We start from the raw sequence: 25,090 nt of genomic DNA, 5'->3' as shown, positions 1-25,090 counted from the left end.
AGACCTGGGAGTGCACCATGAACGAGACAGACAGAGACCTGCCGAACCGTCCGCGGGTGTGGCTGGTCGCGCAGATCGGGACGACCCCCGAGCCCGCTGACCTCCCCGCGGTCCGGGACACCCGGATGCGCACCTGGGTGCCCGGCACCGACGGTGTCTACCACTCGGCGGACGGTTGGCACCACGCCACCTGGACCGAGCTGCACGCGCACTACGACCTGGTCGAGGTGGCGTGAGCGATCAGCTCGCGCGGTCGGCGGCGGTTTCCCGTTCGGCCTCGCCGACGCCCTTCCGCTCGTCCCGGCGGGTCTTCGCCAGGCTCGCGACCGCGGTGACGACCAGCACGCCGATGATCACGGACAGGGACAGCGGAATGCCGATGGTGGGCACGTGCAGCGGCTCGCCGCCGTTGAGGAACGGCAACGCGTTGGTGTGCAGGGCCTCCAGGATCATCTTCACGCCGATGAAGCCCAGGATCACCGCGAGGCCGACCGACAGGTAGACCAGGCGCCGAAGCAGGCCGCCGAGCAGGAAGTACAGCTGCCGCAGGCCCATCAGCGCGAAGGCGTTGGCCGCGAAGACCAGGAACGGCTCCTTGGTCAGCCCGAAGATCGCCGGGATCGAGTCCACCGCGAACATGAGGTCGGCCGAGCCGATCGCGATCATCACGATGAACAGCGGGGTCGCGAACCGCCGGCCGCCGACCTTCGTGAAGACCTTCGCCTCGTGGTACTCGTCGGTGACCGGGAACAGCTTCCGCGCCCACCTGGTGACCCGGTTCTCCTGGTACTCCTCCTCGTGCTCGTCGCCGAGCCCGGACCCCGACAGCTTGACGGCGGTGTAGACGAGGAACGCGCCGAACACGTAGAACACCCAGCTGAACTGGGAGATGGCCGCCGCGCCCACGGCGATGAACACGCCGCGGAGCACCAGGGCCAGCAGGATGCCGACGAGCAGCACCTTGTGCTGGTGGATCGTGGGCACCTTGAAGGCGGACATGATCACCAGGAAGATGAACAGGTTGTCCACGGAGAGCGAGTACTCCGTGATGTAGCCGGCGAAGTACTCACCGGCATGGGTGCCGCCGGCGAACATCCAGATGCCGAGGCCGAACAGCACGGCACACGTGACGTAGAAGGCGACCCAGCGCCCGGCCTCACCGACAGTGACCTCGTGTGGCTTGCGATCGACGACCACCAGATCGATGGCAAGTAGCACGAGGAGACCACCGATCGTGGCCAACCACACCCAGACGGGAACCATCATCCACAGAACCTCCGGTTCAAGCGCATATACAGGCCAAAACCGGAGGTCTCTTCCGCGGGCTCGTCACCCGCCGGAGGCGCCGGGCCCTGATCATCCAGGTCCGTGCTGACGACGCCGCCGCGAAGGAATACTCCCCTCCACCTCCGTCCATTGTCGGGGCTGAGTCCGATTCGCACCAGTCGAAAACGGGTTGTCCTCCGTCACATCGGGCGAACAGGACGTATCCGCCAGGGTTCTCAGGCACTCTCAGGAACCGTCCAATACGTTCTCAGGGTGCGCATCCCACGCCCTCGACCACGCACCGCCGCGGCCACGCTGGTCGTCGTGCTCGCCCTCGCCGGCGGACTGGTCTGGCTGAACAGCGGCGACGAGCCACCCGCGGTCCACACTCGCGAGCTGACGCTCACCGGTGCCCAGGGGCCGGGCGACAGGGCACCCGTCCGGCTCGACGCCACCCTCTACCTGCCGGAACACACGCCGGCGCCGGCGGTCATCGTCGCGCACGGGTTCGGCGGGTCGAAGCAGAGCGTCGACGGGGACGCCCGCGAGCTGGCGCAGCGCGGGTTCGTCGCGCTCGCGTACTCGGCACGCGGGTTCGGTCGCAGCGAGGGGCAGATCGGGTTGAACTCGATCCGCTACGAGGTCGCCGACGCGTCCAGGATCGTCGACTGGCTCGGCGAGCGGCCCGAGGTGGCCAAGGACGGCCCTGACGACCCGGAGGTGGGCGTGACCGGCGGGTCCTACGGCGGTTCGCTGTCGCTGCTGCTCGCGGGCACGGACAAGCGGGTGGACGCGCTCGCGCCGGTGATCACCTACAACGACCTGAGCCAGGCCCTGTTGCCGAACTCGGCGAGCACCGGCACGCCGCCGGCGACCCCGGCGGCCAACGCGTTCGGGCCGGACGGGGTGTTCAAGAGGTCGTGGGCCGGCATCTTCTTCGCGTCCGGGGCGGCGGGCGGCGGTGGCCTCGACCCGTCCGCGGACGCCGTCGAGCCCGGCAACTCCGGCGACGACAGCAACGCGTCCGCCTCCAGCGGCACCCCGGCCACCGGCGCGGCACCCACCGCGCGGGGCGGCCAGGGCACCGCCCCGCGGGCGGCCGCGGTCAGCCCGTGCGGCCGGTTCCGCCCGGAGTTCTGCGCGGCCTACACCGAGGTGGCGACCACCGGGCGGGCCAGCCAGCAGACCGTCGACCTGCTGAAGTCCGTGTCCCCGGCGGCCGTCACCAAGAACATCACCCAGCCGACCATGCTGGTGCAGGGCGAGCAGGACACGCTGTTCGGCCTCGACCAGGCGGACGCGAACGCGCGGCAGATCGCCGCGGCGGGCGGCAAGGTGAAGGTCGTCTGGTACACCGGCGGGCACGACGGCGGCAAGCCGGGGCCGGAGCTGCGGGGCGAGATCGCCGACTGGTTCGACTTCCACCTGCGCGGCCGGGGCGCCGATCCCGGCCAGGGGCTGGAGTACGCGGTGCAGGGCGCCTTGCGGGTGCAGGGCGCGCCGTCGGTGCGCACCGTGACCGCGAACGCCTACCCGGGCCTGCGCGGCGACGCGGCGACCGAGCGCCGGTCGGTGCGGGTCTACGGGCCCGAGCAGACCGTCGTCAACCCGCCCGGCGGCAACCCGGCGTCGATCAGCAGCCTGCCGGGGCTCGGCGCCACGATCGGCACGTCGTCGCGGCTGGCCAACCAGCTGTCGATCGACCTGCCCGGCCAGGCGGCGCGGTTCGCGAGCCCGTCGCTGTCGTCGCAGCTGCTGATCGCCGGGGCCAGCCGGGTGACGCTGCGGGTCTCGGCGATCCCGCAGGCGGCGGCCTCGAGCGGCGCGGTGCTGTTCGCGAAGCTGTACGACGTCGCGACGGACGGCTCGTCCCGGGTCCTGCCGGGCTCGGCGGTGTCGCCGTTGCGGATCCCGGCGCTGCCGGCGGACGGCAGCCCGGTGGACGTGACCGTGACGCTGCCGGCCGTGGTCCGGCCCGTCGAGGCCGACCACCGGATCGAGCTGGTGGTCAGCACCACCGACCAGGCGTACGCGACGCCGGCGCAGGCCGCCGCGTACCGGATCTCGGTCGCGGACGACGCGGCCGTCGAGGTGCCGGTGGTGTCCGGCACCCGCTCGGACAGCGGCCCGCCGGCCGGCCCACTGGTCGGCATCGGGATCGTGCTCGGCCTCGTGGTCGTCGCGACCGTCTGGGGCGGGTTGCGCCGGCGCCGGGCCACCGACCACGACCCCGCCCTCGACGGCGTGCCGCTGGTGATCGAGGGGCTGTCGAAGAGGTACCCGGGTGGGGTGACCGCGGTGGACGACCTGTCGTTCCGGGTGGCCGCCGGCCAGGTGCTGGGCCTGCTCGGCCCGAACGGCGCCGGCAAGACCACCACGCTGCGGATGCTGATGGGGCTCATCCAGCCCACCGGCGGCTCCATCCGGGTGTTCGGGCACAAGGTGTACCCGGGTGCGCCGGTGCTGTCCCGGATCGGGTCGTTCGTCGAGGGTGCCGGGTTCCTGCCGCACCTGTCCGGCCGGGCGAACCTGGAGCTGTACTGGGCGGCGACGGGCCGGCCGCTGGACAAGGCGCACTTCGAGGAGGCGCTGGAGATCGCGGGCCTCGGCAAGGCGGTGCACCGGCGGGTGCGGACCTACAGCCAGGGCATGCGGCAGCGGCTCGCGATCGCGCAGGCCATGCTCGGGCTGCCGGACCTGCTGGTGCTCGACGAACCGACCAACGGGCTCGACCCGCCGCAGATCCACCAGATGCGGGCCGTGCTGCGGCGGTACGCCTCGACCGGGCGGACCGTGGTGGTGTCCTCGCACCTGCTGGCCGAGGTGGAGCAGACGTGTGACCACGTGGTGGTCATGCACCACGGCAAGCTGGTCGCGTCGGGTCTGGTCGACGACATCGTCGGCGGTGGCGGCGAGGCCACGTTCCGGGTGGACCGCCCGGAGGAGGCGGCGTCGGTGCTGCGGTCGGTGCACGGCGTGGAGGGCGTGGAGATCGAGGGCAACCAGGTGCACGCGGACCTGGACGGCCTCCCCCGCGCCGAGGCACTGGCGAAGCTCGTCGGCGCCGGTGTGGCGGTGGAGCAGGCCGGGCCGCGGCGGCGGTTGGAAGACGCGTTCCTCGCACTGGTTGGAGAGTCGTCGTGAGCCGCGAGCGGAGCGAGTCATTGGATGGCGTGCACACCGACGAGGCGGCCATCGAGCAGCTCGCCGAGGCCGCGTCGCACGAGGAGTCCCGGGTCCAGGCGGACGGGTCGGTCGCGGGATACCGCGCCGTCCGGACGCTGCGGCTGCGGGTCGAGCTGGTCCGCCAGCTGCGGCGCCGCCGGGTGCAGCTGGTGCTGGCGTTCCTCGTGGCGCTGCCCTGGATCCTGTGGGCGGCGTTCGAGTTCGGCACGGACTCGGGCGGCAACCGGTCGGGCGGGTTCGTGGACCTGGCGACGTCGTCCGCGCCGAACTTCGTGGTGTTCGTGCTGTTCGCCGTCTCCAGCTTCCTGCTGCCGATGATCGTGGCGCTGTTCTTCGGCGACACGATCGCCAGCGAGGCGTCGTGGTCGTCGCTGAAGTACCTGCTGGCCATGCCGATCCCGCGGCACCGCCTGATGCGGCAGAAGGCGATCGCGTCGGCATTGCTGTCCCTGTTCGCGATCACGTTGCTGCCGGCGATGTCGCTGGGTGTCGGCCTGATCTTCTACGGCCCGCACGAGGCGCTGTCCCCGACCGGCGACGCCATCTCGTTCGGCGACTCGATGCTGGCACTGCTGTTCACGGTGATCTACCTGGCCATCCACCTGCTGTGGGTGGCCGGGGTGGCGCTGTTCCTGACGGTGTCCACGGACGCGCCGCTGGGTGCGGTGGGCGGGACGGTGCTGATCGCGATCCTGTCGTCCATCCTGGACCAGATCACGGCGCTGGGGGGGCTGCGGAACTACCTGCCGACGCACTACGCGTTCGCGTGGTCGGACCTCATCTCGACCGACATCGACTGGTCGAACATGGCCAAGGGCGCCTTCGCGTCGGTCACCTACGCGGCGGTCTTCGGCCTCCTGGCGGCGCGCCGGTTCCGGACGAAGGACATCACCTCGTGAAGTGCGCCCGCGACGTGTCCGGCTCCTGACCGACGACGAGTCGTGCCGCCGGATCACCGGCGGCACGATTCGTCGAACTCACGGTTCCGCTTGGTTGGACACGCGGGTCAGCGGCGGCCTCGGCGGGTGCGTAGGTAGTCGCCGACCACGGCGGCGCCCAGGCCGTCCACGTCGGGGGCCACCACGCGGCCGCCGCTGCGGCGGGCCACCAGGTCGACGAACTTCTCCAGCTGTGGGTCGTCGCCCAGCATGAAGACGGTCACCGAGGCGCCGAGCTTCGCCAGGGCGTCCACCTCCGCGATGGTCTTGCGGAGGGTTCGCGGCTCGGGCGGCCAGGAGAACTCCGCCTCGCCGTCCGGTTCGAGGTGGGCGGTCGGCTCGCCGTCCGTCACGACCAGGACCACCGGTTGGGCGTCGGAGTGCTTGCGCAGGTGGCGGCCGGCCAGCAGGAGCGCGTGGTGCAGGTTCGTGCCCTGCTCCCACACCCCTTCCAGGCCGACGAGCTCCGGCAGCTCGACCGTCTGGGCGTGCCGGCCGAACGTGATCAGCTGCAGCGCGTCGCCGCGGAACCTCGTGGTGATCAGCTGGTGCAGGGCCAGCGCGGTGCGCTTCATCGGGACCCAGCGGCCGTCCTGGACCATCGACCACGACGTGTCCACGCACAGGGCCACGGCCGCGCGGGACCGCTGTTCGGTCTCCACCACCTCCACGTCGACCACGTCCAGCGTCACCGGACCGGGGCCGGAGCGCAGGACGGCGTTGCGGATCGTGCGTGAGGTGTCCCACGGGGACGAGTCGCCGAACTCCCAGGGGCGCGTGGCGCCGGTGGGCTCGCCGGACGCGCCGGACAGGATCGAGTCGCGTTGGCCGGCGTTGCGGGCCGCGGTCAGCACGTCCTTCAGCGCGGTCTCGCCCAGGCGGCGCAGCGCCTTGGGCGAGAGGCGCAGCGAACCGTCGGGTGCTCGCTCCAGTAGGCCCTGCGCACGCAGCTGCTGCTCCAGCTCCGCGAGCCGGCGCGCGTCCACGCGTGCCTCCTGGCCGAGCTGGCGTTCCAGCGCCTCCAGGTCGATGTCCTCCAGCCGGGCGCCGGGGTAGGACTGCGACAGCTGCTCGGCCAGCGCGTCCAGCTCCGCGAGGTCCGCCATCGCCTCGGCGCCCTCGCCCATGCCCAGCGGCTGGTTGCCGCGGAACCGCGCCGAGCCTGTCCAGTCCTCGCCGGGACGCAGCGCGCGGAGGTTCGCGTCGAGCGTCGCGACCTGCTGCATCAGCCTCTGGTCGCCGAACGCGTTCGCCATCAGCTCCGACAGCTCGGCGCGCTGCTGCTCGGACATCGAGTTCATCATGCGCTGCGCGGCCGCGGCGCGGGCGGCCAGCGCGTCGACCAGTTCCTCGGTGTTGCGGGGGTTCTCCGGGAAGAACTCCCCGTGCTTGCTCATGAAGTCCGCGAACTGCGCCGACGTGTCATCGCCGCGCAGGTGGGACAGCAGGAGCTCGTTCAGGTCCGCCATCATCTGGCGGATCCGCTCGGTGTCCTCCGGCCGCATGTCCTGCAGGGCCTGCTTCATCCCCTGGAAGCGGGACTCCATCAGCTCCTGGCCGAGCAGGTTGCGGATCTCCTCGTACTTCGACCGCGCCTCGTCGGACCGCCAGTCGTACTCGGACAGCTCACGCACGGCCGCCGCGGTGCCGGACGGCAACGCGTCCAGCTGCGCCTCGCGGAACCGGGCGTCGTCGTCCGGGTCCGGGAACAGCGCGGTCTTCTCCAGCCGCACCGCCTCGTCGAGCAGCTGCCGCACCTGCTGCAGCGTGCCGTCGAGGTTGTGCCGGCGCTGGATCTGGGCCCGCCGCTCCCAGAGCTTGCGGGTCATCTCGTCGAGGCCGGCCGAGTTCCGGGTGCCGCGCCGGAGCAGCTCCTCCAGCGCGGACCTCGGCGACCGGCCGTCCATGACGTCCCGCCCGATCGCGTCCAGCGCGTCCCGCAGGTCGACCGGGGGCGCGAGCGGGTCGGGACCGTCGTAGTACCTGCCGTAGGTGAAGCGGCTCATGCCACCTCCTCGCCCGCTGCGCGGCGCCGGGAAGCTCCGCTCATCATGGCCCGTAGACCGTCGTTCCCTCGTCGGAGTCCTTCGCCAGCTTGCGGCGCAGGTACAGCGCCTCCAGCGCCAGCTCGACCGCCGCGGCGATCCGACCGGGGCTGTCGTTCGGCGACACCCCCAGCCGCGACGCGACCTCGTGCAGGATCGGCAGCTCGGGAAGTGCCTCCAGGACCTCGGTACCCGACACGCGCTCGCCGGTGGCGACGAGGTGGCCGTCCACGACCGTGTCGACGAGCGGCCGGAGGTCGAGCCCGGCGAACCGGTCCTTGGCGGTCTCGGCGACCGCGCGGCGCAGCAGGTGCACGAGGTGCTCGTTCTCGCGGCCCTCCTCGCCGGACTCGAACTCGAGCTTGCCGCGCAGCACGCCCGGCACCGACTCGAGGTCGATCGGGCGGGCGACGGCCGGGTGCTCGTCGACCAGCGCGGACCGGCGCAGCGCGGCGGCCGCGATCGTCTCCGCCGCCGCGACCGCGAACCGGGCGGACACGCCCGACCGCTGGTCGATGGCGTTCGACTCGCGCAGGTTGCGCACGAACCGGGCCAGGATCTCCAGCAGCTCGTCGCCGACCTCCGCGACCAGCTCGGCCTCCTGCCGGATCACGTCCACCTCGGCCTCGACGGTCAGCGGGTAGTGCGTGACGACCTCGGCGCCGAAGCGGTCCTTCAGCGGCGTGATGATGCGGCCGCGGTTGGTGTAGTCCTCCGGGTTGGAGGTGGCCACCAGCAGCACGTCGAGCGGCAGGCGCAGCGTGTAGCCGCGGACCTGGATGTCCCGCTCCTCCATGACGTTCAGCAGGGCCACCTGGATGCGTTCGGCCAGGTCGGGCAGCTCGTTGATGGCCACGATGCCGCGGTGGGACCGGGGCACGAGTCCGAAGTGGATGGTCTCGGGGTCGCCGAGCGTGCGGCCCTGCGCGACCTTGACCGGGTCGACGTCGCCGATGAGGTCACCGACGGACGTGTCCGGGGTGGCGAGCTTCTCGGCGTACCGCTCGGAGCGGTGCCGCCACGCGACCGGCAGGTCGTCGCCCAGCTCGGCGGCGCGCCGGCGGGACTCGGGGGTGATGGGGTCGAGCGGGTGCTCGCCCAGCTCGGCGCCCTCGATGACGGGGGTCCACTCGTCGAGCAGGCCGACCATGGTGCGCAGCAGCCGGGTCTTGCCCTGGCCGCGCTCACCGAGCAGCACGACGTCGTGGCCGGCCAGCAGCGCCCGCTCCAGCTGCGGCAGCACGGTCTTGTCGAAGCCCACGATGCCCGGCCACGGGTCGCGCCCCGCGCGCAACGCGGCCAGCAGGTTGTCGCGGATCTCGGTCTTCACTCCGCGCGGGACGTGGTCGGCCGCGCGCAGCTCCCCCGCGGTGCGTGGGAGATTCTGGGGTGGGGTGGGTACAGCGCCTGTCACGATTACAACGTTACGGACGTTCTCGCGATCAGTCGACGTGGAGTGGCTCCAGCTAGTGACTCGTCGAGGTCTCGGGGGCGCGCAGGCCGAACAGGACGGTCCAGACCGCGCCGCAGAACAGCACGATGTCCGCGACGTTGCCGACGAACCAGCCGTTGTAGTCGATGAAGTCGACGACGTGCCCCTGGGCGAAGCCGGGAGCGCGGAACAGCCGGTCACCCAGGTGCGTCGTCGCGCCACCCAGGAGCAGGGCGAAGCCGACCAGCCGCGCCGTCGGCTGGGGGCGTGTGACGGCCCACAGCAGCCACCCGGCGGCGACCGCGGTGATGATCGTGAAGATCCAGGTGGCGTGTTCGCCCATGGAGAACGCCGCGCCCGAGTTGTACAGCAGGCGGAACCGCAGGAGGTCGCCGAGCACCGGGATCGGTGCGTGGTTGGTGAGCGTGCGCTCGGCCCAGAGCTTCGTGCCCTGGTCGAGCAGGACCACGACGACCGCGATGACCAGGGCGAGCGGGAGCCTGCGTACGGGGGTGGTGTCCATCGGGCGTCAGCGTACGGGGTCGGCGCGAGCCGCTAGTGGTGTTCGCCATCGCCGTGGCGGGCCTCGTCGCGGGCCGTCCGGAACATGACGGACTCGACGGCGTTCAGTGCGACCAGCAGGACGGCCAGCACGCCGAGGCTCGCCAGGGCGGGCAGGTTCGCGACCAGGGGCACGAGGGCGACCAGCGCGACCGCCACCACCAGCCGGTACGCCTTGAACGCCCGGTAGCAGCGCCACGCGAAGCCGACGTGGGCCAGCAGGTACACCGCGGTGCCCCCGTACATCGCCCACAGGGGTGCGCCGTACAGGGCGTCCGACAGTGCGTGGTGCTCGCCGTCACCCACATAGGTGAGGACCTTCTTGAGGCCCAGGGCCAGCATGACGACGCCGAGCATCATCGGCAGGTGCAGGTAGGTGAAGGCCGACCGGGCCATCGAGACCCGTTGCTGGCCCTCGGCGCTGCTCAGCGCGTGCTCGCCGAGCAGCGCCGCCGTGTCGAAGTAGGCCCACCACAGGCTCGCCGACACCGCGAGGCCGAGGATCGCGCCGATCACGATCGGCCAGGAGATCGCCAGGTGGGTGACCCCCACACCGATGGCCACGATCGACTCGCCCAGCGCGATGATCACCATGAGCCCATGCCGCTCGGCGAAGTGGCGCGCGGAGTTCAGGCGCCAGCCACGCGCGCCGATGGCCAGGGTGCCGCCGTAGTCGGCGACGACCGCGGCCAGCCACAGCAGCAGCTGCGCGGTGCCGGACGTGTTCGCGGCGAGCAGCAGCAGGGCGGTGCCGCCGATCATCGTGGGCGCGAAGCGGCCGATCTGGTGGCGCAGGCCCGCGTCGCCGCCGCTGATGAGCCAGAACAACGCGAGGTGCGCCGCACGCAGCACGAGGTAGCCGAACGCGAACACGGTCGGGCCGTGCAGCCCGCCCGGCATGTCCTCGAACGACTCGGGGATCGCGAGCGCCACCAGGAACATGGTCGCCATCGCGACGAGCATCACCACCCGCGCGAGACCCTCGTCGGCCTTCACCACGTTGGACACCCACGAGTAGCCGACCCAGCACCACCAGACCACCATCATCAGCAGCGTGCCGCGCAGCAGACCACGCCCGGTGGGGTCCTCCGCCATCAGCGCCGTGATCTGGGTGAGGGCGAACACGAAAACCAGGTCGAAGAACAGTTCGAGGGTCGTCGCGGAGCTGGCTTCCCGTAGCCTTTCGACCCGTACCCGGGCTGGTTGTGACATGCGCACAGTCTCGCCCATCCACTCCTGGGCGCGGAGGAGGAGCATGTCGCTCGAGCTGCGGTGGGACCCGACCCCGTCGGACTGGAACGACGCGCTGCGGGCCGTGTACCCGGTGTACCGGTGGGCGCCGTGGTTCGGGTTGGGCCTCGGCGCGCTGGCGGTCGTGCTCCTGGTCGCCGGGCAGCCGGTGCCCGGCTTCTTCGGCCTGCTGTGCGCGCTGATCATCGTGGCGTTGCCGATGGTGGCGGTCTGGAGCCAGTTCCGGCGCAACCCGGCCGCGGCGGCGACGGTGACCGCGACCGTCGACACCCAGTCCTTCCGCATGATGACCGTCGACGGCACCGCGTACACCGACCTGCGCTGGCCGACGATGGCGGGCTGGGTGGAGACGCGGCACAACTTCGTGCTGCGCACCGGCGGGTCGGCGCTGTTCCCGGTGCCCGCCCGCGCGTTCGGCGAGCAGGAGGACCTCGACGGGTTCCGCGACCTGCTGCGTGAGCTGTTGGGCGAACCCTCGAAGCGCTGAGCGGCGCCAGGCAGGTCAACCCCGAGCGGAGCGAGGCAGATCCACACATCAACCCCACCCCGGAAGTCGGCTGAACTTCGTCGCGTAACCTTTGCCGTGTGTCATCCCCCAGCGCGACTCTGGCGGTGTGGAGCTCAGCCTGGCTGAGTGGCGCGGCCGCCGCCGACGATGTGCTCGACGCCCTCCAGGACTGGGCCGAGCTGCACGAGGTGGTCGCCGCGGACGAGCGGCTCGCCTCCACCCTGGAAATCCCTCTTCGCGGTGAGGCCGGCGGGTCGCCCGCGGCGCTGCTCGCCGCACTGCGCCGGTCCGGCGCGGAGAACGCGGAGCTGGTCATGCCGGTTCCCGGCGACGTGCGCGGCCTCGGCGGCGCCAGCCAGTTCGCGTCGGAGGCCTTACGGGCCGGCGAGGCCGTGGTGCTGAACGGCATCGGCATCGTGCCGGAGCGGATCGGTGAGGGCATCGTCCGCTGGACGGTGTTCGAGATCGACCGGACCGCGCCGTCGCCGAACGTGCCGCTCGGCGAGGCGGAGCACGAGCTGACGGGCGCCATGCGCGTCGCGGCCGGCATACTGCTGGAGCTCGGTGTCGCCAAGCAGCGGGCCGGCGTGCGCGAGGAGCTGCAGGCCCGGGTCGCCGAACGCAGCAAGGCCCGGTGGCCGGAGGGCATGCCGCAGCGGGCGCTGCGGGTGCTGCAGCGGGCCGCCGAGGTCTCGGCGATCCTGGAGCTGGCCATGGAGGACGAGCCCGGTGGCGCCCTGTCGGCGTCGTCGGCGCTCAAGCGTGCCGAGGCGCTGCGCCCGCTGTTCCACGCCGTCCGCACGGCCCGCACCGCCGCGGTCGCCGAAGCGGTCCGCGCCCTCGACGTCTCCGATGCGCACTGAGCGGGCCTGTTCCCGGCGTCTTCCCTCCTGAACACCGAGGCGGCCCGCGTTTACCGCGCGGGCCTGTACCCGGCCGCCTTTCCTCCTGCGCGCGTCAGTCCAGACGCCGGCGGCCCGCTCGGGCGGCCGGTTCGCAGCAGCCGACCGCACAGGGTGCCCCGTTCACCGTGCAGCCCGCGACCGGGAAGTCCGACAGCTTGCGGACCGGCGCGTCCGACAGGTGCTCCCGCACCAGCTCCACGACCAGCTGCGCGAACCGCGGGTCCCCGCTCGGCGCGACCGCCCGGCCGAAGCCCATGCCCAGCTCCGCGGCCTTCTCGGCGGCCTCGGTGTCCAGGTCCCACACGACCTCGAGGTGGTCGCTCACGAACCCCACCGGGCACAGCACCACGGCCGGCACCCCCTTGCCGTGCAGGGCATCCAGGTGGTCCAGGATGTCCGGCTCCAGCCACGGCACCTGCGGCGGCCCCGACCGGGACTGCCACACCACGTCGTACTCCCGCACGCCGAGCTCCGCCGCCACCAGCCGGGCCGCCTCCGCCACCTGCCGTGAGTACCGGTGACCACCCGAGTCCGGTGGGCCCGAGGCGGCGTCGGCCGACACCGGCACCGAGTGCGCGGTGAACACCAGCCGGTACTCCCCCAGCCCCTCGGCGGCCACGCGGACCGCGTCCGCGAACGCCGAGACGAACAGCGGGTGGTCGAAGAAGTGCCGCAGCTTGGTCAGCTCCGGGGCGCCGTCGCCGACCGCCGCACGCGCGCGGGCGATGTCCTCGTCGTACTGCCGGCACGCCGAGTACCCGCCGTACGCGCTGGTCGGGAACACCAGGGCGGAGCGAACCCCGTCCCCGGCCATCTGGGCGAGCGTGTCCTCGACCATCGGGTGCCAGTTGCGGTTGCCGAAGTACACCGGCAGGTCGATGCCCCGCTCGGCCAGCTCCGCCTCGACCGCCGAGATCGCGGCGCGGTTCAGCGCGTTGATCGGGGACACGCCGCCGAACCCGAGGTAGTGCTGCTCGACCTCGTCGAGCCGCTCCGGCGGAACGCCCCTGCCCCGGGTCACGTTCTCCAGGAACGGCCGCACGTCCTCGGGCCTGTCCGGGCCGCCGAACGACAGCCACAGCAACGCGTCCATCCGGCTCCCCGTCCTACTGCCCCGTCGCGTGCACGCCGCCGTCGACCATGATCATCGAGCCGGTGGTGGCCGGCAGCCAGTCGGACAGCACCGCGCAGATCGACTTGGCGACGGGCGTGGCGTCCTCGGCGTCCCAGCCGAGCGGCGCGCGGTCGCCCCAGCCGCTCTCCAGGTCGCCGAAGCCCGGGATGGACTTCGCGGCCATCGTCTTCAGCGGGCCGGCCGACACGAGGTTCACGCGGATGCCGCGCTCGCCGAGATCGCGGGCCAGGTAGCGGTTGACCGACTCCAGCGCCGCCTTCGCCACGCCCATCCAGTTGTAGGCCGGCCACGCGACCCGCGCGTCGAAGTCGAGACCCACGACCGACGCGCCCCGCGACAGCAGCGGCAGCACCGCCACGGCCAGCGACTTGAACGAGTACGCCGACACCTCGACCGCCGTGGCGACGTCGCCCTTCGGCGCGTCCAGGAACGGCGCGCCCAGGCAGGTCTGCGGCGCGAACGCGATCGCGTGCAGCACGCCGTCGAGCCCGTCGACGTGCTCGCGCACGCGGTCGGCCAGCGTGTCCAGGTGCTCGGAGTTCTGCACGTCCAGCTCGATGACCGGCGGCGGGGACGGCAGCCGCTTGGCGATCCGCTCCACCAGGCTCATCCGCCCGAACCCGGTGAGGACGACGGTCGCGCCCTCCTCCTGCGCGACCTTCGCCGCGTGAAAAGCGATTGACGCGTCGGTGATGACACCGGTGATGAGCAGGCGCTTACCCTCGAGCAGACCGGTCACGAAGCCATCCTCCAGGCTGATCAGGTTCGGTACGGACGTCAGTCTGTCAGTGCCCCATCCCGAGCCCGCCATCGACCGGCACGACCGCGCCGTTGATGTACGCGGCGGCGTCGGAGGCCAGGAACGTGACGGCCGCGGCGACCTCGGCCGGCTGCCCGTAGCGGCCGGCCGGGACGCTCGCGAGGATCGTCTGCCTGCGCTCCTCGGACACCGCGTCGGTCATGTCCGTGGCGATGAAGCCGGGCGTGATCACGTTCGCGGTGATGTTGCGGCCGCCCAGCTCGCGGGTGATCGAGCGGGCCACCCCGATCAGGCCGGCCTTGCTGGCCGCGTAGTTGACCTGGCCGGGGCCACCGGTCAGCCCGACCACAGACGAGATGAAGATCATCCGGCCCCAGCGGGCCTTGAGCATCGCGCGGGTGGCGCGCTTGGCGACCCGGAACGCGCCGGTCAGGTTGGCGTCGAGGACCTTCGTGAACTGCTCCTCGGACATCCGCATCAGCAGCGTGTCGTCGGTGATGCCGGCGTTGGCCACCAGCACCTCCACGGCGCCCTGCTTCTCCTCGATCTCCTTGAACGCGGCGTCGACCTGGCCGGTGTCCGTCACGTCGCAACGCACGCCGAACAGGTCCTCCGGCGCCGGCTTGCCCCGGTAGGTCACCGCGACGCTGTCCCCCTGCGCAGCGAACGCCCTGGCGATGGCCAAGCCGATCCCCCGGTTACCCCCTGTTACCAGTACTGAGCGGCCCAATTCCACAACTCCTTGCCGGTGCAGCCTTCCGAGTTCCCAGGCAGGCTATCCGTCCGCACCGACAACGCCCTACGCGGCTCTAGTCCACTGTCAGCACGGTCACGGCAGACGTTGACCGATCAGCAGGGCGCTGCCGGCCGCGAGCAACGCCGCGAGCGTGCCCAGCATCAGCCACGGCTTGCTGGCGTCCGCGTCCTTGGTCTCGTAGCCGATCTGCTCACCCAGCGTGTCGTACACGCGGTGCAGCTCGTCCGCGCTGGCCGCCTTGTAGAACTCGCCGCCGGACAGCTCCGAGATCTGCTTCATCGACTCGTCGTCGACCGGCACCGCCTGGCTCTTGCCGTCGATCGTGACCGAGCCGTCGGTGGTGCCGTAGGAGATCGTGGACACCGGGATCTTCGCGTCCCGCGCGGCCCGTGCCGCGGTGAACGCGCCGCGCGGGTCGTCGCCGTCGTCGGTGGGGACGGTCTGCTTCCCGTCGCTCATCAGCACGATCCGGGCCGGCGGCGCACCGTCGGCACCACCGACGACCTGGGCGAAGCCCTCGATCGACTGCAGTGCCGCGAAGATCGCCTCGCCGGTCGCGGTCGACTCGGCGAGCCGCAGGTTGTCGATGGCCTTGGCGACGCTGGCGCGGTCCGTCGTGGGCGAGACCATCACACTCGCCGTGCCGGCGAAGGAGATGAGGCCGAGGTTGATGCCCGGGGTGAGGCCGTTGGCGAAGTCCTTCGCGGCGTCCTGCGCGGCCTTCAACCGGCTCGGCTTGACGTCGGTGGCCTCCATCGACAGGGACACGTCGATCACGAGCATCACGGTCGCCCGGTTGCGTGGCACGCGCTGCTCCGCGGTCGGGCCGGCCATCGCCGTGGTCAGCAGCATCAGCGCGATCACCAGGACCACCGGGGGCACGTGCCGGATCCAGCCGAGCCGCTTGGGCGCCACCCGGTCCAGCAGCTCCAGGTTGGTGAACCGCATGATGCGCCGGTGCCGCATCCGCTGCACCGCGACGTAGCCGACCAGGATCAGCGCGACCACGACCAGCAGCAGGAACCACCACGGCGCCGTGAAGCCCGAGAAGCTGAGGCCGAACATCAGGCCACTCCTCCCCCCGACCAGCGCCGCTTGCGGGCGACGACGAAACGTACGGTGTCGGCGATCCAGTCCGAGTCGGTGCGCAGGACCAGGTGCCCGCCCCCGGCGCCGCGGACGGCGGCCGCCACGTTCGCCCGGTGCTCGGCCGCCGCGGCGGCGAACTCCCGGCGCAGCAGGGCGGAGGCGTGCACCTCGCGCTGGCGGCCGGACTCGGGGTCGGCCAGCACGACCGTGCCGACCTCCGGCAGGTCCACGTCCCGCGGGTCCAGCACCTCGATGGCGATCAGCTCGTGCCGGGTGGACAGACCCCGCAGCGGGCGCTGCCAGTCGATCTCACCCAGGAAGTCGGAGATCACCACGGCGAGGCCCCGGCGGCGGGGCGGGCGGCGCAGCTGCTCCATCGCCTCCCGCAGGTCACCCCGCGTCCCCTCCGGCGCACGCGGCGTCTCGGCGACCTTGCGGACCAGGCCGCGGGCGTGCGCGAGACCGCCCCTGGCCGGGATCCTGGTGGTCTTCGCGCCGGTCGAGATGATCGCGCCGATGCGGTTGCCGCCCCCGCCGGTGAGGTGTGCGACCGCGGCGGTCGCGGCCACCACGAGGTCGCGCTTCTCGCACGCGGCGGTGCCGAAGTCCAGGCTCGCGGACAGGTCGATCACGAGCCACGTCTCCAGCTCGCGGTCGGCGACGGTCTCCCGGATGTGCGGCTCGGTCGTGCGCGCGGTGACCGCCCAGTCCATCCGGCGCACGTCGTCGCCGGGCTGGTAGATGCGGGCCTCCCCCGGCTCGGAACCGGGACCGGGCACGAGGCCCAGGTGGTTGCCCTGCAGGAGGCCGTCGAGCCGCCGGCGCACGTCCAGTTCGAGCAGCCGGAGACCGTGCTCCATCCGATCGCCCTGGAGGATCGGAGGCGCCCAGCCCGGCCGCTCCTTCTCTCTGCTCAACTAGCGGCCCACCCCGACCGGCGGTGGCTGCACCCCGCCCGACTGCGGACGGGCGGAGACCTGCGGCAGCGGCACGGTCTGCAGCACGCGGGACACGATGTGGTCGATCGGCACGCCGTCGGCGAGCGCGTCGTAGGACAGCACGAGGCGGTGGCGCAGCACGTCCGGCACCACGTCCACGACGTCCTGCGGCAGCACGTAGTCGCGGCCGCGGATCAGCGCGAGCGCCCGCGAGGCGGCGACGATGCCCAGGCTGGCACGCGGGGAGGCGCCGTAGGCGACCCAGCCGGACACGTCCTGCAGGCCGTGCTCGGCGGGCGTGCGCGTCGCGAGGACCACGCGGACCGTGTAGTCGACCAGGGCGTGGTGCACGAAGACGCGCGAGGCGACCTCCTGCAGGCGGACCAGCTCGGCGGGGCTCAGCACCTGCTGCGGCGCCGGCGGGGTCACCCCCATCCGATAGACGATCTCGCGCTCCTCCTCCGCGGTCGGGTAGTCCACGATGATCTTGAAGAGGAACCGGTCGCGCTGGGCCTCCGGGAGCGGGTAAACGCCCTCGTTCTCGATCGGGTTCTGGGTCGCCAGCACCAGGAACGGGTCGGGCATCGGGAAGGTCTCGCCGCCGATGGACACGTGCCGCTCGGCCATCACCTCGAGCATGGCCGACTGCACCTTGGCCGGCGCGCGGTTGATCTCGTCGGCGAGCACGAAGTTGGCCACGACCGGTCCCAGCTCGACGTCGAACTTCTCACTGCCCTGCCGGTAGATGCGCGTACCGAGGATGTCGGCCGGCACCAGGTCGGGCGTGAACTGGACACGCGTGAACGACCCACCGACAACCTTGGCGAACGTCTCCACGGCGAGTGTCTTCGCGACGCCGGGAACCCCTTCGAGGAGCAGGTGACCCTTGGACAGGAGACCGACGAGCATGCGCTCCACCAACCGGTCCTGCCCGACAATGACCCGCTTGACCTCGAACACGGTGCGTTCGAGCAGCTGGGCGTCCCGGGCCGGTGTGCTGACGGGCGCGTCGCTCCCCGATCCGTTCACCGACTCCGCCGGCTCGGTCACTCGATTCCTCCTCATGAAGCTCTGCTTCTGCAGCTATCAGGCAACCGGACAAGCGGTATGACGGCTGTGAGCTGTGTTTGATTGCCTCGCTCCGCTCGACGGTTCGCGGCCTGTTCCCGGCGTCTTCCCTCCTGCGCGCGAAGGTTCCTGGGCTCGTTCCTCGCGCAGGAACCTTCGTGCTCGTCAGTCCAGACGCCGGCGGCCGCTCACGGGTTGAATTGCCTCGCTCCACTCGACGGTTCACGGCCTGTATCCGGCGTCTTCCCTCCCTGCGCTGCTCAGCGAGGGTCGCTTCGCTCCCGTCGCCTCCGCTGCTCACTCAGTCCAGACGCCGGCGGCCGTTCACGGGTTGGATTGCCTCGCTCCGCTCGGCGGTTCGCGGCCTGTTCCCGGCGTCTTTCCCTCTCGCCCGGCTTGTCCAGTCCGGACAGGCGCCTTCCGGCGATGATCACCGCGGTGAGACCCGCACGTGTGATTATCGGTGGCGTGGTGACTCTGCGTGTCCTCACGCTCGACGATTGGGCGGTCTGGCGGGTGGTTCGGCTCGCGGCGCTGGCCGATGCCCCGCACGCGTTCCGGGTCGGGCTCGCCGACTGGGACCGGGGCGGCGAGGACGAGTGGCGGGCGCGGCTCGCGCTGCCGGGCGCGCACAACGTCGTCGCGTTCCTCGGTGACCGGCCGGTCGGCGTCGCGCGGGGCGTGCCCGGGGCGGACGGGTGCGAGCTGCGGTCGGTGTGGGTGGCGCCGGAGGCACGCGGCCACGGCGTCGGGGGGCGGCTCCTGGCGGAGGTCGAGGCATGGGCGGCGCGGACCGGCGCGGCCTCGGTCCGGCTGGCGGTGTTCCCGGACAACACCGCCGCGGTCGCGCTGTACACCCGCCACGGTTACGTGCCGGTCGGTGCGGTCGCGGGACAGACCACGATGGTCAAGGGGCTGCGATAATCGTCGGCATGGCCTACGACCGCGAGCTTGCCGACCGGATCCGGGAGCTGGTCGCGTCCGAGAAGGGCGTCGACGAGAAGCCGATGTTCGGCGGGCTGGCGTTCCTGGTCGACGGCAACATGTCCGTGACGGCCAGCGGTAGGGGCGGGCTGCTGGTGCGCGTCGACCCCGAGGACGCGCCGGACCTCCTCGACGACCACGTGCACACGGCGATCATGGGCGGCCGCGAGATGCGTGGCTGGCTGCGGGTCGACCCGGGCGTCCTCGACGACGACGCCCGGCTGGCCGAGTGGGTGGACCGCGGCGTCTCGTTCGCGCGCTCGTTGCCGGGCAAGTAGCTTCGTGCCGTGCTGAGCGAAGAGCTGGCCGACATCGCGGCCCAGTACGGGCTGGAGCCGTTGCCGGTGGAGGGTGGGTTGTTCCGCCGGACCTGGGCGGGACCGGTCGACGAGACCGGACGGCCCGCGGGCTCGGCGATCATCATCCTGTTCTCGGTGGCGGACGGCCTGTTCTCGGCCATGCACCGGCTGCCCATCGACGAGGTGTGGCACTTCTACCGCGGGGACCCGGTGGAGTTGCTGCTGCTGTTCCCGTCCGGCGAGGCGCGGGTCGAGGTGCTCGGCGGCCCCACCGTTCAGCTGGCCGTCCCCGCCGGCACGTGGATGGGCGCGCGGGTGGCGGCCGGTGGGCGGTGGGCGCTGTGCGGCACCACGATGGCCCCCGGGTTCGTTCCGTCGGACTACGAGGGCGGCGAGGTCGACGCGTTGTGCGCCCGGTACCCGACCGAGGCCGACCGGATCCGGGACCTGTGCCGTCCGGACGCGCCGGTGCGGATGTCGGATGCTTGACCTGACCGGCACGGTGGCGCTGGTGACCGGGGCCAGCGGCGGCATCGGGCGCGGCATCGCGCTGCGGTTCGCCGAGGCCGGTAGCGCGGTCGCCGTCCACTACCACCGCGGCGCGACGCGGGCGGCGGCCGTCGTCGCGGAGATCGAGGCGTCCGGCGGGGCGGCGGTGGCCCTCGAGGCGGACCTGTCGTCCGACGGCGCCTGCCAGGACCTGGTGCGCGCGGTCGTGGGCTGGGGCGGCCGGCTGGACACGCTGGTCAACAACGCCGGCATCCAGCCGGTCGAGCCGTTGCCCGGGATGGCGGTGCAGAGCTGGCGTGCCGTGCTGGAGACGAACCTGACCAGTGCGTTCTCGTGCACGCAGGCGGCGGCCGAGGTCATGACCGGCGGGTCGGTCATCCACATCGCGTCGATCGAGGCGGCACAGCCCGCGCCGGGGCACGCGCACTACAGCTCGGCGAAGGCCGCCCTGGTCATGCACGCACGCGCCGCGGCCCTGGAGTACGGCGCACGCGGCATCCGCGTCAACACCGTCTCCCCCGGTCTCATCGACCGTCCCGGCCTGGCCGACGACTGGCCGGAGGGCGTCGAGCGCTGGCGACGGGCGGCGCCGCTCGCCCGCCTGGGCACGCCGACGGACGTGGCCAACGCGTGCCTGTTCCTCGCCTCACCCCTGGCCACCTGGGTCACCGGCCACAACCTGGTCGTCGACGGCGGCGTCGCCAGCCATCCGAGCTGGTGAGCGCGCGTCCGGGCCGGCTGTCACAACACCCTGGTGGCATAACCGACGATGCCGCCGTAGCGGACCGGTGCGACGCGGACGTGGGAGCCCGAGTACGGCGCCTCCACCATGCGCTCGTTGCCGATGTACAGCGCGACGTGGTGGATGTGGCCGCCGCTGGACCAGAACAGCATGTCGCCCGGCGCCTTCTGGGACAGCGGCACGCGCCGGCCCGCGGTCGCCTGGTAGCCGCTGTAGTGCGGCAGGTACTTCCCGGCCGCCGCGAACGCGTAGACCATCAGGCCCGAACAGTCGAAGCCGACCTTGTCGTAGTCGCCGTGGGAGTCCGCCACGCCGCCGTCGTGGATGCCCTGGGTCGGGCCGTGGATGTCACCACCGCCCCACGCGTACGGAACGCCGAGCTGGGACATCGCGCGGGCGATCACGGCCTGGACGGCGCCGCTCGCCGGTGGCAGGGCCGGGCCGCCGCTCGCTGGCGGGGGCTGGTCCTGCGCCGCGTCCTCGGCCTGCTTGGCCGCGAGCCAGTCCAGGTACGCCTGCCGCTGGCCCTGTAGCCCCGCGGTGGTGGCCTGGGCGGCGGTCAGCTGGGTCTCCGCCGCGTTCTTCTGGGACTCCAGCTGCTGGGTGGCCGAAGCCTGGCTGTCCTGCGCCTGCTGCGCGGCGGCGGTGGCGGCGGCCGCCGCGTCCCTGGCCGCCAGCGCGGCCGCCTGCTTCTGGTTCGCGACGTCCAGGGCCTTGCGGGCGGCCGAGTCCTTGTTGGCCTTCTCGGTCCTGGCCACCTCCATGGCGTCCAGCGCGTCGAGCTGGCTGGAGGCGACCGCGTCGAGCAGCTGCGCCCGCTGGAGCAGGTCGTCCGGGCTCTTCGAGCCGATGTACGCCGACATCGAGCCGATCACGCTGCCCTGCTTGTAGCTGCCGGCGGCGAACTCGTCGAGTGCCTTGCGCGCGTCGGCGATGTCCTGGCCGGCACTGTCGGCGGCGACCTTGGCCGCGTCGGCGTCCGCCTTCGCCTGGGCGGCCGCGTCCTGGGCGGCCCGCAGGTCGACGAGCGCGCGGTTGGCGTCCTCCATCTTGGCCTCGACGTCGGCCTGCAGCTGGTCGAGCTGGGCCTGGGCCTGGGCGACCTGGCTGGTGAGCGCGCCGACCTTCGTGGCCTTGGCGTCCGCGTCCGCCTTGCTCGCCCTCAGCTGGCCGTCGCTCGGGTTCGGCGGCGGTGGCGGGGCGGCGACCGCCGTGCCGGCACCCATGCCGACGCTGAGCAGCAGTGACGCCACAACGATCCGAAGTCTGGTGCCACCCACGGTGCACAACCCTCCCTCGCGCCGTTCAGCACCGCCGTGAACAGCGGCCCAGCGCGTCACTGTGCCACTGTGGACACTCCGCTCCCAGCAGCAACACCAGGAACTCCTACCTCGGTGGAAACTTTCACCCCTTCGAGCCCATCCGGCACACGCAGGGTGGCCACCGCCGTCGTCACCAGGGCTGACACCATGACCGGGTGCTGACCAAACTCGCGACCCGACCGCACACCGGGGTCGGGCTCGCCGGCGCGGCGCTCACCGCGGTCGGGCTGGTGACGGTCGCGGTGGGCACGTTCCTGCCCTGGGTGGTCTCCGGCAGCGTGCTGCGGGACAGCTACGAGTCGATCGCGATCATCCGGACCATCCGGGTGCTCGACGGCAGCCCGTTGGCGCTGGTCGTCGACGCGTGGACGCTCATCATCCCGGTCAGCACGCTGTGCCTGGTCGTGTACGCGCTGGGATTCCGCCGCTGCGCCGCAACGATCTCGGCGGTGATCGCGATAGTCAGTGGAACCATCGCGGGGGCGGCATCCGTCGTAAGTGGTGGGGAAGAAGTCCGCCTGGGCATCTCGAGTGCCGGTCCGACGACCACGTTGGTCGGGGCCGTGCTGACTCTCGCAGGGGTCGTGGGCATCTTCGCTGGGCGGCGCGGACGAGCGACCGAAAACGCAGGAGGGGAACCGTGACCTATCCACCTGGCGGCCGATGGCAGCCGCAGGATCCGAACCAGCCGGGTGGCCACCCGCAACAGGGCTACCCGCAGCAGGGCGGATACCCGCAGACCGGCCCGCAGGGGTTCCCCCAGCAGCCCCAGACGGGTCCGCAGGGCTTCCCTCAGCAGCCGCAGACCGGGCCGCAGGGGTTTCCGCAGCAGCCGCAGACGGGCCCGCAGGGCTTCCCGCAGCAGTACGGGCAGCCGCAGTACGGGCAGCAGCCGCAGTACGGCGGCCTGCCGGCCGGCGGCTACGGCGAGGCACCCAAGAAGAAGAGCAAGGGCCCGATCATCGGCGCGATCGCCGCGGTGGTCGTGGTCGCGGTCGGCATCGCCGCGACGGTCTTCGTGCTCAACCGCAGCGAGGCCGGTTCCGGCGGCCAGGACAACCCGACGCAGGCCGCGTCGAACCTGGTCAACAGCCTCAGCCAGGGTGACGTGCTCGGCGTGCTGGAGAGCCTGACGCCGGCCGAGTCGTCGCTGCTCGTCGACTTCAACGCGAAGACGACCAAGCGGCTGCAGGAGCTGAACGTCTACAAGAAGGACGCCGACCCGACCAAGCTGCACGGGGCGTCCGTCCAGGCCGCGAACCTGCGGTACGACGAGAAGGGCGCGGAGAAGGTCAACGACCACCTGACCATCACCAAGCTCATCGGCGGCACGGTGTCCTTCCACGCGGACGTCAGCGAGCTGCCCCTCACCGACGACTTCATGCAGGCCGCGTTCCCGGACGGCGTGAACTCCAAGCCGACCGACGAGAAGGTCGACATCGCGAAGGTCGTGCGCGAGTCCGGCGAGCCGATCCGCATCGCGACGGTGAAGGTCGACGACAAGTGGTACCCGAGCCTCTTCTACACGATCGCCGACTACGCGCTGCAGGACGCGCACAAGGACTGGCCGTCGAAGTCGATCCCGGACAAGGGCGCCGGCAGCGCGGACGACGCGGTCAAGGAGATGGTGCAGGCCGCGATCAACGGTGACGCCGAGCGGGTCATCGAGCTGCTGCCGCCGGACGAGATGGGCGCCCTGCACGACGCCGGTCCGGCCCTGCTGGACGAGATCGGCACCCCGTCGGCCTCCGGCGTGGAGGTCACGAAGCTGGAGACCGAGTCGACCAAGGCGGAGACCGGCGGCCAGCGCGTGATGCTGAAGGAGATCGAGGTCAAGTCCGACGGCGAGACCTACCACGTCACCAAGGACGGCGACTGCTACACCGCCGAGGGTGAGGGCCAGTCGCAGCGGCTGTGCGCCAGCGACGTCGCCGGAGAGCTGGGCGGCAGCAACATGAGCGCCGACATGCAGCAGGCACTGGCCCACCTGGCGTCCGGCCTGCTGAAGAACACCGGCGTGGTCGCCACCGAGGTCGACGGCAAGTGGTACGTCAGCCCACTGCGCACCTACAGCGAGCTGGGCCTGACCGCCCTGTCCGACCTGACCCCGGAGGACGTCATCGCCCTCGTGAAGGAAAGCTGAGTTTCCCGGTTCGCAGGGCCCGGCACTTCCTCGCGGAGGTGCCGGGCCTTTCTCGTGCGACCGCGCCCACACCGCGTTCCCGAGGTGTCAGCCCGCCAGGGCTCCAGGCGGCCGCACACAGAGGTGCGGACCTCGCGATGGCCGATCAGCTCCCCGTCACCCGTCGAGGAACTCGAGCCTGTTCCCGCAGGGGTCGTCGGTGTGGAAGCGTTTGCGACCCGGGATCTCGGCCGGGTCCGCCCAGCGGACGGGGTGGCCGGCGGCCTCGATCGCGGCGGCCGTCGCGGTTGTGTCGACCACGAACGCCGGGTGCGCCTTCTTCGCGGGGTGGAAGTCCTCCTCGATGCCGACGTGCAGTTCCGCGTCCGGGCCGCCGTGCCCCGGGACCTGGAACCAGCAGCCGCCGCGGGCGGCCAGGAGTGGGGGTTTGGGCAGCTCACGCCAGCCGAGGACGCCTGTGTAGAACGCTCGGAGCTGATCTTCACTGCCCGCCGGTGCGGCTATCTGTACGTGGTGCAGCATGGTGGCCGACCCTCCCTTGGCGCCGAATACAGGACAAGCGTACTGTTTGCCATGAGAGAGCGTTCCCGAAACTGACCGCCACAGGCCCCAATGGAGTTGGTTGTGACCGCACCAGAAAGCAAGGACACCTTCGGCGCCCGCCAGTCGCTCACGGTCGGCGATGCCTCCCACGAGGTGTTCCGGCTCGATGCCGTCAAGGGCTCGGAACGGCTCCCCTACAGCCTGAAGATCCTCCTCGAGAACCTGCTGCGCACCGAGGACGGCGTCAACACCACCGCCGACCACGTCAACGCGCTGGCCGGCTGGGACCCGTCGGCCGAGCCGTCGACGGAGATCCAGTTCACCCCCGGCCGCGTGGTGATGCAGGACTTCACCGGCGTGCCGTGCGTCGTCGACCTCGCGACCATGCGCGAGGCGGTCACCGAGCTGGGTGGGGACCCCGCGAAGGTCAACCCGCTGGCCCCGGCTGAGCTGGTCATCGACCATTCGGTGATCGCGGACATCTTCGGCCGGCCGGACGCCTTCGAGCGCAACGTGGACCTCGAGTACGAGCGCAACAAGGAGCGCTACCAGTTCCTGCGGTGGGGGCAGAGCGCGTTCGACGAGTTCAAGGTCGTGCCGCCGGGCACCGGCATCGTGCACCAGGTTAACCTCGAATACCTGGCTAAGGTCGTCTTCATGGGCCAGGACAAGCAAGGTCCTGTCGCGTTCCCGGATTCATGCGTCGGC

General features: G+C 71.7%; 25 protein-coding genes. 12 read left to right on the top strand and 13 right to left on the bottom strand.

Features of this window, described 5'->3' with window-relative positions; translation table 11 throughout:
- Positions 1-17 precede the first annotated feature (17 nt).
- Positions 18-236: a hypothetical protein gene (locus ACJ73U_RS33900; RefSeq protein ID WP_407781830.1), complete on the top strand. Its 219-nt coding sequence runs from the start codon at positions 18-20 to the stop codon at positions 234-236.
- A gap of 4 nt (positions 237-240) precedes the next feature.
- Here ACJ73U_RS33900 and ACJ73U_RS33895 read toward each other — a convergent pair whose 3' ends face one another.
- Entirely contained in the window at positions 241-1,266 is a 1,026-nt protein-coding gene (locus ACJ73U_RS33895; RefSeq protein ID WP_407781829.1) for a TerC family protein, read from the bottom strand.
- 273 nt (positions 1,267-1,539) lie between these two features.
- Between ACJ73U_RS33895 and ACJ73U_RS33890 the strand changes: the two genes are divergently transcribed.
- The gene (locus ACJ73U_RS33890) at positions 1,540-4,410 is read left to right on the top strand and encodes an alpha/beta fold hydrolase (RefSeq protein ID WP_407781828.1); all 2,871 of its coding nucleotides are present in this window, start codon (positions 1,540-1,542) and stop codon (positions 4,408-4,410) included.
- Entirely contained in the window at positions 4,407-5,351 is a 945-nt protein-coding gene (locus ACJ73U_RS33885) for an ABC transporter permease (RefSeq protein ID WP_407781827.1), read from the top strand. Before ACJ73U_RS33890 ends, ACJ73U_RS33885 begins: the two co-directional genes overlap by 4 nt.
- Before the next feature lie 107 nt (positions 5,352-5,458).
- On the opposite strand, the gene ACJ73U_RS33880 is transcribed toward ACJ73U_RS33885, so the two are convergent.
- The 4 genes from ACJ73U_RS33880 to ACJ73U_RS33865 are packed head-to-tail and all read right to left on the bottom strand — an operon-like array spanning position 5,459 to position 10,640.
- Positions 5,459-7,396, bottom strand: coding sequence for a hypothetical protein (locus tag ACJ73U_RS33880; protein ID WP_407781826.1), 1,938 nt, complete (start codon positions 7,394-7,396; stop codon positions 5,459-5,461).
- Between the two features lie 43 nt (positions 7,397-7,439).
- Entirely contained in the window at positions 7,440-8,849 is a 1,410-nt protein-coding gene (locus ACJ73U_RS33875; RefSeq protein WP_407781825.1) for a sigma 54-interacting transcriptional regulator, read from the bottom strand.
- Positions 8,850-8,901: 52 nt separating this feature from the next.
- On the bottom strand, positions 8,902-9,390 hold the full coding sequence (locus ACJ73U_RS33870; RefSeq protein WP_407781824.1) for a signal peptidase II: 489 nt from the start codon (positions 9,388-9,390) through the stop codon (positions 8,902-8,904).
- A 32-nt stretch (positions 9,391-9,422) separates the two neighbouring features.
- Positions 9,423-10,640: a low temperature requirement protein A gene (locus ACJ73U_RS33865; protein WP_407781823.1), complete on the bottom strand. Its 1,218-nt coding sequence runs from the start codon at positions 10,638-10,640 to the stop codon at positions 9,423-9,425.
- Positions 10,641-10,683: 43 nt separating this feature from the next.
- Between ACJ73U_RS33865 and ACJ73U_RS33860 the strand changes: the two genes are divergently transcribed.
- Together ACJ73U_RS33860 and ACJ73U_RS33855 are read left to right on the top strand one after the other, a co-directional pair.
- A complete protein-coding gene (locus ACJ73U_RS33860; protein WP_407781822.1) occupies positions 10,684-11,166 on the top strand; it encodes a YcxB family protein in 483 nt (160 codons plus the stop codon).
- A gap of 98 nt (positions 11,167-11,264) precedes the next feature.
- Complete coding sequence (locus ACJ73U_RS33855; RefSeq protein ID WP_407781821.1) at positions 11,265-12,050, top strand: hypothetical protein; 786 nt, start codon at positions 11,265-11,267, stop codon at positions 12,048-12,050.
- 94 nt (positions 12,051-12,144) lie between these two features.
- Here ACJ73U_RS33855 and ACJ73U_RS33850 read toward each other — a convergent pair whose 3' ends face one another.
- From ACJ73U_RS33850 to ACJ73U_RS33825, 6 genes are all read right to left on the bottom strand, one after another.
- Positions 12,145-13,185, bottom strand: a complete 1,041-nt coding sequence (locus tag ACJ73U_RS33850; RefSeq protein WP_407781820.1) for a ferrochelatase — start codon at positions 13,183-13,185, stop codon at positions 12,145-12,147.
- A 13-nt stretch (positions 13,186-13,198) separates the two neighbouring features.
- Positions 13,199-13,966 carry an enoyl-ACP reductase FabI gene (gene fabI, locus ACJ73U_RS33845; protein WP_407781819.1) on the bottom strand — a complete coding sequence of 256 codons (768 nt, stop codon included), beginning with the start codon at positions 13,964-13,966 and terminating at the stop codon, positions 13,199-13,201.
- 46 nt (positions 13,967-14,012) lie between these two features.
- Entirely contained in the window at positions 14,013-14,717 is a 705-nt protein-coding gene (gene fabG / locus ACJ73U_RS33840) for a 3-oxoacyl-ACP reductase FabG (protein ID WP_407781818.1), read from the bottom strand.
- Positions 14,718-14,816: 99 nt separating this feature from the next.
- Positions 14,817-15,809, bottom strand: a complete 993-nt coding sequence (locus tag ACJ73U_RS33835) for a VWA domain-containing protein (RefSeq protein ID WP_407781817.1) — start codon at positions 15,807-15,809, stop codon at positions 14,817-14,819.
- Positions 15,809-16,693 carry a DUF58 domain-containing protein gene (locus ACJ73U_RS33830; RefSeq protein ID WP_407781816.1) on the bottom strand — a complete coding sequence of 295 codons (885 nt, stop codon included), beginning with the start codon at positions 16,691-16,693 and terminating at the stop codon, positions 15,809-15,811. The genes ACJ73U_RS33835 and ACJ73U_RS33830 overlap by 1 nt, the downstream gene beginning before the upstream one ends.
- A 57-nt stretch (positions 16,694-16,750) precedes the next feature.
- Complete coding sequence (locus ACJ73U_RS33825) at positions 16,751-17,821, bottom strand: AAA family ATPase (RefSeq protein WP_407781815.1); 1,071 nt, start codon at positions 17,819-17,821, stop codon at positions 16,751-16,753.
- 486 nt (positions 17,822-18,307) lie between these two features.
- Here ACJ73U_RS33825 and ACJ73U_RS33820 point away from each other — a divergent pair, with 486 nt between their 5' ends.
- Genes ACJ73U_RS33820 through ACJ73U_RS33805 form a run of 4 tightly spaced genes read left to right on the top strand, consistent with a single transcriptional unit; the run spans position 18,308 to position 20,353 of the window.
- On the top strand, positions 18,308-18,763 hold the full coding sequence (locus tag ACJ73U_RS33820) for an N-acetyltransferase family protein (protein WP_407781814.1): 456 nt from the start codon (positions 18,308-18,310) through the stop codon (positions 18,761-18,763).
- 8 nt (positions 18,764-18,771) lie between these two features.
- Complete coding sequence (locus ACJ73U_RS33815; RefSeq protein WP_407781813.1) at positions 18,772-19,101, top strand: TfoX/Sxy family protein; 330 nt, start codon at positions 18,772-18,774, stop codon at positions 19,099-19,101.
- Between the two features lie 9 nt (positions 19,102-19,110).
- Positions 19,111-19,611, top strand: coding sequence for a cupin domain-containing protein (locus tag ACJ73U_RS33810; protein WP_407781812.1), 501 nt, complete (start codon positions 19,111-19,113; stop codon positions 19,609-19,611).
- Entirely contained in the window at positions 19,604-20,353 is a 750-nt protein-coding gene (locus ACJ73U_RS33805) for an SDR family NAD(P)-dependent oxidoreductase (protein WP_407781811.1), read from the top strand. The genes ACJ73U_RS33810 and ACJ73U_RS33805 overlap by 8 nt, the downstream gene beginning before the upstream one ends.
- A gap of 20 nt (positions 20,354-20,373) precedes the next feature.
- Here ACJ73U_RS33805 and ACJ73U_RS33800 read toward each other — a convergent pair whose 3' ends face one another.
- Entirely contained in the window at positions 20,374-21,654 is a 1,281-nt protein-coding gene (locus tag ACJ73U_RS33800; protein WP_407781810.1) for an NlpC/P60 family protein, read from the bottom strand.
- A gap of 197 nt (positions 21,655-21,851) precedes the next feature.
- Between ACJ73U_RS33800 and ACJ73U_RS33795 the strand changes: the two genes are divergently transcribed.
- Together ACJ73U_RS33795 and ACJ73U_RS33790 are read left to right on the top strand one after the other, a co-directional pair.
- Positions 21,852-22,340: a hypothetical protein gene (locus ACJ73U_RS33795; protein WP_407781809.1), complete on the top strand. Its 489-nt coding sequence runs from the start codon at positions 21,852-21,854 to the stop codon at positions 22,338-22,340.
- Entirely contained in the window at positions 22,337-23,839 is a 1,503-nt protein-coding gene (locus ACJ73U_RS33790) for a proline-rich domain-containing protein (protein ID WP_407781808.1), read from the top strand. Before ACJ73U_RS33795 ends, ACJ73U_RS33790 begins: the two co-directional genes overlap by 4 nt.
- 156 nt (positions 23,840-23,995) lie before the next feature.
- Here ACJ73U_RS33790 and ACJ73U_RS33785 read toward each other — a convergent pair whose 3' ends face one another.
- Positions 23,996-24,361: a VOC family protein gene (locus tag ACJ73U_RS33785; protein WP_407781807.1), complete on the bottom strand. Its 366-nt coding sequence runs from the start codon at positions 24,359-24,361 to the stop codon at positions 23,996-23,998.
- A gap of 102 nt (positions 24,362-24,463) precedes the next feature.
- Between ACJ73U_RS33785 and ACJ73U_RS33780 the strand changes: the two genes are divergently transcribed.
- Positions 24,464-25,090, top strand: a 627-nt coding sequence (locus ACJ73U_RS33780) for an aconitase family protein (RefSeq protein WP_407781806.1), incomplete at its 3' end; no start/stop codon positions are given.

The sequence above is a fragment of the Actinophytocola sp. genome (genome assembly GCF_045807065.1).
GTDB lineage: Bacteria > Actinomycetota > Actinomycetes > Mycobacteriales > Pseudonocardiaceae > Actinophytocola.
Note: the sequence above shows the minus strand (reverse complement) of the source record. Positions and strands in the feature narration are given on the sequence as shown.